Annotated in this window: 10 protein-coding genes; 8 read left to right on the forward strand and 2 right to left on the reverse strand. The window is 62.8% G+C overall.

Translation table 11 applies throughout. From position 1 onward, the window contains the following. The first annotated feature begins 134 nt into the window (after positions 1 to 134). From SynWH8101_RS01220 to SynWH8101_RS01235, 4 genes are all read left to right on the forward strand, one after another. On the forward strand, positions 135 to 371 hold the full coding sequence (locus SynWH8101_RS01220; RefSeq protein ID WP_130128246.1) for a CopG family transcriptional regulator: 237 nt from the start codon (positions 135 to 137) through the stop codon (positions 369 to 371). Then, positions 368 to 664: a hypothetical protein gene (locus SynWH8101_RS01225; protein WP_254428003.1), complete on the forward strand. Its 297-nt coding sequence runs from the start codon at positions 368 to 370 to the stop codon at positions 662 to 664. Before SynWH8101_RS01220 ends, SynWH8101_RS01225 begins: the two co-directional genes overlap by 4 nt. 293 nt (positions 665 to 957) lie before the next feature. Continuing rightward, the gene (locus SynWH8101_RS01230) at positions 958 to 1,191 is read left to right on the forward strand and encodes a type II toxin-antitoxin system HicB family antitoxin (RefSeq protein WP_130128247.1); all 234 of its coding nucleotides are present in this window, start codon (positions 958 to 960) and stop codon (positions 1,189 to 1,191) included. Further along, entirely contained in the window at positions 1,191 to 1,508 is a 318-nt protein-coding gene (locus SynWH8101_RS01235; RefSeq protein ID WP_130128248.1) for a type II toxin-antitoxin system HicA family toxin, read from the forward strand. Before SynWH8101_RS01230 ends, SynWH8101_RS01235 begins: the two co-directional genes overlap by 1 nt. 426 nt (positions 1,509 to 1,934) lie before the next feature. Here SynWH8101_RS01235 and SynWH8101_RS01240 read toward each other — a convergent pair whose 3' ends face one another. Beyond that, positions 1,935 to 2,279, reverse strand: coding sequence for a type II toxin-antitoxin system PemK/MazF family toxin (locus SynWH8101_RS01240; RefSeq protein ID WP_254428004.1), 345 nt, complete (start codon positions 2,277 to 2,279; stop codon positions 1,935 to 1,937). Then, a complete protein-coding gene (locus SynWH8101_RS01245) occupies positions 2,276 to 2,503 on the reverse strand; it encodes a ribbon-helix-helix protein, CopG family (RefSeq protein ID WP_130128249.1) in 228 nt (75 codons plus the stop codon). The genes SynWH8101_RS01240 and SynWH8101_RS01245 overlap by 4 nt, the downstream gene beginning before the upstream one ends. Before the next feature lie 147 nt (positions 2,504 to 2,650). Between SynWH8101_RS01245 and SynWH8101_RS01250 the strand changes: the two genes are divergently transcribed. From SynWH8101_RS01250 to SynWH8101_RS01265, 4 genes are all read left to right on the forward strand, one after another. After that, a complete protein-coding gene (locus SynWH8101_RS01250) occupies positions 2,651 to 2,905 on the forward strand; it encodes a ribbon-helix-helix domain-containing protein (protein WP_130128250.1) in 255 nt (84 codons plus the stop codon). Between the two features lie 2 nt (positions 2,906 to 2,907). Continuing rightward, entirely contained in the window at positions 2,908 to 3,315 is a 408-nt protein-coding gene (locus tag SynWH8101_RS01255) for a type II toxin-antitoxin system VapC family toxin (protein ID WP_130128251.1), read from the forward strand. Positions 3,316 to 3,399: 84 nt separating this feature from the next. After that, a complete protein-coding gene (locus SynWH8101_RS14570) occupies positions 3,400 to 3,735 on the forward strand; it encodes a hypothetical protein (RefSeq protein WP_370587007.1) in 336 nt (111 codons plus the stop codon). Beyond that, complete coding sequence (locus SynWH8101_RS01265; RefSeq protein WP_130128252.1) at positions 3,650 to 4,573, forward strand: N-acetylmuramoyl-L-alanine amidase; 924 nt, start codon at positions 3,650 to 3,652, stop codon at positions 4,571 to 4,573. Before SynWH8101_RS14570 ends, SynWH8101_RS01265 begins: the two co-directional genes overlap by 86 nt. Positions 4,574 to 4,609: the final 36 nt, after the last annotated feature.

Raw genomic sequence — 4,609 nt, forward strand, 5'->3', positions numbered from 1 at the left:
GCTGAGGGTTCCAGCCGTCGAATTGATTCCCTGTGATCAAATTATGCGTTGATGGGCATGCAGCGGTTGTTGCTGAAGCTGTGTTGGGGGGTTCAGTAGCTGGGTCTAGCGTGGTGTCAGATGAGTGATGCTTGATGCGCACCACGCTCCAGTTGGATGACGATGTGCTCGATGCCGCACGCGTTCTTGCCCGTCAGCGGCACCTCAGTGTTGGTGCGGTGATCAGTGAGTTGGCGCGCCAGGCCTTGCGCCGGCCTGCTGGGCCGGAGGAGCCGCCATCGGAGCGATCCGGGTTGCCGCTCCTGCCGATCACCTCTTCAGGTGGTGTGGTTGATCTCAACCTGGTGAATCAGCTGCGGCGAACGTGTTGATCGCCTTGCTGGATCCCCAGCACGTGCATCACGAGCCTGCTCATCGCTGGTTCCAGGCCAACGCCAGCCGTGGCTGGGCGACATGTCCGTTGACCCAGAACGCCCTGCTGCGCATCCTCAGTAATCCCCGCTATCCCAACAGCCCCGGTGGCCCGGCCTCGGTGATGTCGTTGCTGCAGGGGATGCTCTCCCATCCAGGCCACCTGTTCTGGCCTGACCTCCTCTCCTGGTCCGCTGATGGCGAGCTGCAGGCTGAGCTGCTTCTTCATCACGGCCAAATCACCGACACCTAATCTCCTCGCCTTGGCTGTGCACCAAGGAGGCTGCCTGGTGAGCTTCGATGCACGCCTGAGCACCCTTGCGGTGCCTGGTGGTGGCGAGGCGCTTTGCCTGATTGATCCCCAGGCGTGAATCAGTGGCACTCGCAGATCGAGAGAGAGAACAAGCGGCTCGCCGAGCTCAACGCCAAGCTGAGTGCAATCTCGTCATTGGAGGAGTACGGCGGGTTTGCTTGAGGGTGCATCGACCGCACCTGCAAAGCCCACTTCGGGATTAGCTTTAAAGCGTCTTCCGAGGGCTGAAAGCCGTGGCCGAATGGCTCGTCAACCTGCAGGTGGAGCAGCTTCCTGAGGGCTGTTACTTGGCCACTTGCGCCAGCATTCCTGGTTTGGTCGCCCAGGGTCGCACCCTCACCGAGACCCTTGAAATCGCGCGAGACGTCGCCAGGGAGCTGCACGAAGCACGCCTTGAGCGCGGTGAACGCGAAGCCCCACCGGCTCTTGCACAGTCCTTCGAGCTTCCCGTGGTGCTCAGTGCGTGATGGGGCGCCTCTCCGGTTTTCGCTACCGCGATGTGGTGAAGCGTCTGAAGCGCTTTGGCTTTGCTTTCGATCGCCAGGCCGCAGGCTCCCACGAGATTTGGTACCAGGCATCTGGCCAGCGCTACACCACCATCCCCAACCACCCAGGTGACCTGCCTGAAGGAACCCTCCGGGCCATCCTTCGCCAAGCCGGCGTGAGTGTGGATGACTTCCTTTCGCATTCATTCTCCGTGCTCGAAGGCCTCGGGTTTGGTGGTTTTGGCGGTTTAGGTCGCCGGCCTTGTGAAAGCCACTCGTCAGTACAGGTGTATTATTAGCTGAGCGGCGATGGCTCGGCGTGGGTAGGGTTTGGTTCTTCGGCATCCAGGGCTGGATCACCCTGATCCTGGGCGGTCTGCTCGCGCTGATCACGCTTTTCACGTCGTACAGCCATGTCCACCTCCCCTTCCTCGGCACCATCGCCCTCAATCAGCAAATCGGAGTACTACTCCTCCTTGCCTTGGTTCCGGCGCTTGTTGGCGACGCTGAATTGGCGACCCGTTGTCGACTACGAGCTGAGAGAGATCGCGCACGAGCAGCGGATGTAGCCGTAGGCCGGCGAAGCCGTAGCGGCTGAGGAGCGAGATCTCGCAGATCGAGAGAGAGAACGAGCGGCTCGCCGAGCTCAACGCCAAATTGAGTGCAATCTCGTCATTGGAGGAATACGGCGGGTTCGCATGAGGTGGTTTCGCCCGAAAGGGTGCTTACTGGAGCTCAAGCCAGTCGCGAAGAGCGAGATCCAAGTCGGCCATGGCTGAGGCCTCCAGCCGTCCAACCATGCTCCCGATCGCTGCAGCAGGCACGGTGAAGAGCTTGTCGGCCATCAGTTGAGACGGCTTGCGCAGGCCGTTGCCTGGGCTTGGCGCCACCGGAATTCGCACGAGCGGTGCATCGATCAGGGTGCTGGTGAGCGGGCAGAGCGTGATGCTGGGATGTCGCTCGAGCCATCGATTCGCCTGCACGACTACCGCCGGCCTTGGTTTCCCGGAGTACACCCCTGGGCTGGCAACGGTTACCACAAGCCCCCGTTCCAGTGGCATCCGCCTCATGCCGTCCAATCAGCCCAGTCGGGCAGCTGTTCGCTCCAGTGGGCCGAGCTGCTGTGTTCAGCAATCAAAGCCGACTGGCGCCTGGCTTCATCGCCATCCCCGAAGCGCTCCACATACTGCGCAATCGCTTCTCGTACGCAGGCGCTTCGACTCTTGCCAAGGCTGCGCGCCAGTCGGTCAAGCCGCTGTTCAAGCTCAGGTTCCACGCGCACGCCGATCGCCATCCTTGCTGCGGGTTGAACGTTTTGTTCAACAATCCTAGTCCTGCTTCTCGCTCTGGCTGCGACTCTCGCCCCTGGTCCCGCGTCCTCCCGCGGGTCCTACCGTTTGCCATCTGGTATTACGCTTGATCGGTGATCTGCTCAGGTGCCATGGCTGTCATCTCGCTCAAGTTGTCCGACGAGCTCGACCAGCTGTTGTCTGAGCAGGCCCAGCGCACCCATCTCAGCAAATCCGAGCTCATGCGCCGCGCCCTCCAGGCCTATCTGCGGGTGGCGAATGGGTCGGCATCCGACTCTGAACCCTCAGCTGGTGATCTGCTGGCCGACCTGATTGGCTGCTGTGCAGATGCCCCGCCCGATCTCTCCACGAATCCTGTCCACTTGGCGGGCTTTGGGGAGCGCTGACGATGGCGGTGCTTCTGGATACGGGCCCTTGGGTTGCCCTGCTCAGCAGTAATGACACGCATCATCAATGGGCTGTGCAGCAATTCCGTCAGCTCACGCCCCCTTTGCTCAGCTGTGAGCCCGTGGTGGCGGAGACCTGTTTTTTGTTGGCCCGTTCAGGCTTTGATCCTGCTTTGGCCCTTCAGTTCATCGAGCGTGGTGTGGTGCAGCTGCCGTTTGTGCTGCAAGACCAGATCACGGCTGTGAGCTCGCTCTTCAAGCGCTACGACAACGTGCCGGCCTCACTGGCCGATGCGGCCTTGATTCGCCTCTCCGAAATCCACGACGCTCCGCGTCTGCTCACAACCGACAGCGACTTTCATCTCTATCGCCGCCATGGCCGCCAGGTGATTCCCCTCATCACTCCCTGATTCGCAGTTCGTTCTGGAGGAACGCCGATGAGGAGCGAGAACGCGCGGCTTGCCTAGCATGAGCAAGCCCGCCGGATGTCGGCGATGACCTTATGGGACGCCTTGGCACCCTTGCGCTTGCCTGCAGATCTGCGGCTGACCCCAGAGCAGTTCGAATTGGTGTGTGCAGAGAATCGCGAGGCCGTGCTCGAGCTGGCTGCCGATGGACATGTGATCGCCATGACACCCACAGGCAGCGAAACCAGTGGACGCAACAGTCGGTTGGTGATGCGGTTGCTGCTCTGGGCGAAATCTGGGCGGGCTGAACGACTGACTCTCCACAACCATCAGCCCCATGGCTCCCACTCTCTATCTGCACTGGACCGCCACCGGATACAACTGGATCCGGCCCGGCCACTACCACGCGATCATCAGCGGTGATGGCCGGGTGCATCGGCTCCATGCCTACAGCGTGGACTTGCCCGCCCACACCTATGCCCGCAACAGCAACAGCGTCGCCCTCTCCTGCGCCTGCATGGGCGGCATCCCCGATCCCTGGACCCAGCCACCCACGCCACCCCAGCTGCAAGCGCTTTGCGAGGAGGCGGCCGCCATCGCCCGCAGCTGGGGCTGGAGCGCTGAGGACATCACGATCCGCACGGTGATGACCCACGCGGAAGCCGCCTCCAACCGCGACGGCCGCGTCATGCACGACAACTACGGCCCCGTGATCTGGGGCGGCACCGGCGAGCGTTGGGATCTGCTGCAGCTCCAGAAGAACGGCCCCACCGATGGTGGCGATCAGCTGCGCGCCCGCATCCGCGCCATCCTCGCTGGCACCGATGCTTCGCCTTCGGCAACGCAGCCTGGGCAGCTGTCCGGGTCGCCGCTGCAGTTCCGCGGCAGCACCACGATTCAGGCCCGCGGTGAGGCGCTCACGGTGCAGAGCGATGCCCATGGCACCTCCTGGGCCCTGGTCTCTGATCTGCTCGCGCGCTACGGCATCGCCTACGCCTGGGATGCCAATGGCCGCCGCGTCTTGATCGGTGCCCTCGATGTCCCCCCCACCTACCGCGACGATTCGGTGCAGGCGTCGGTGGGCTGGCCATTGTTCACCATGACCCTGGAAACCGCCAGCGCCCCGGTGATCCTCACCGGCATCCTCCGCCCCTCCGAAGCGGGCGATCGCGCCTGGTGCCGCGTGGTGGAATTCGCCGAAGAGTTCGGCATCACCGTGCGCTTCGAGCCGCTGGAGCTGGGCGAACGGCGCGGCGGCTGAGCCAGCGGTGCTTGCCCAGTTGTGGTGAACCAGTGA

The organism is Synechococcus sp. WH 8101, from assembly GCF_004209775.1.
In the GTDB taxonomy this organism is placed as follows: Bacteria; Cyanobacteriota; Cyanobacteriia; order PCC-6307; family Cyanobiaceae; genus Synechococcus_C.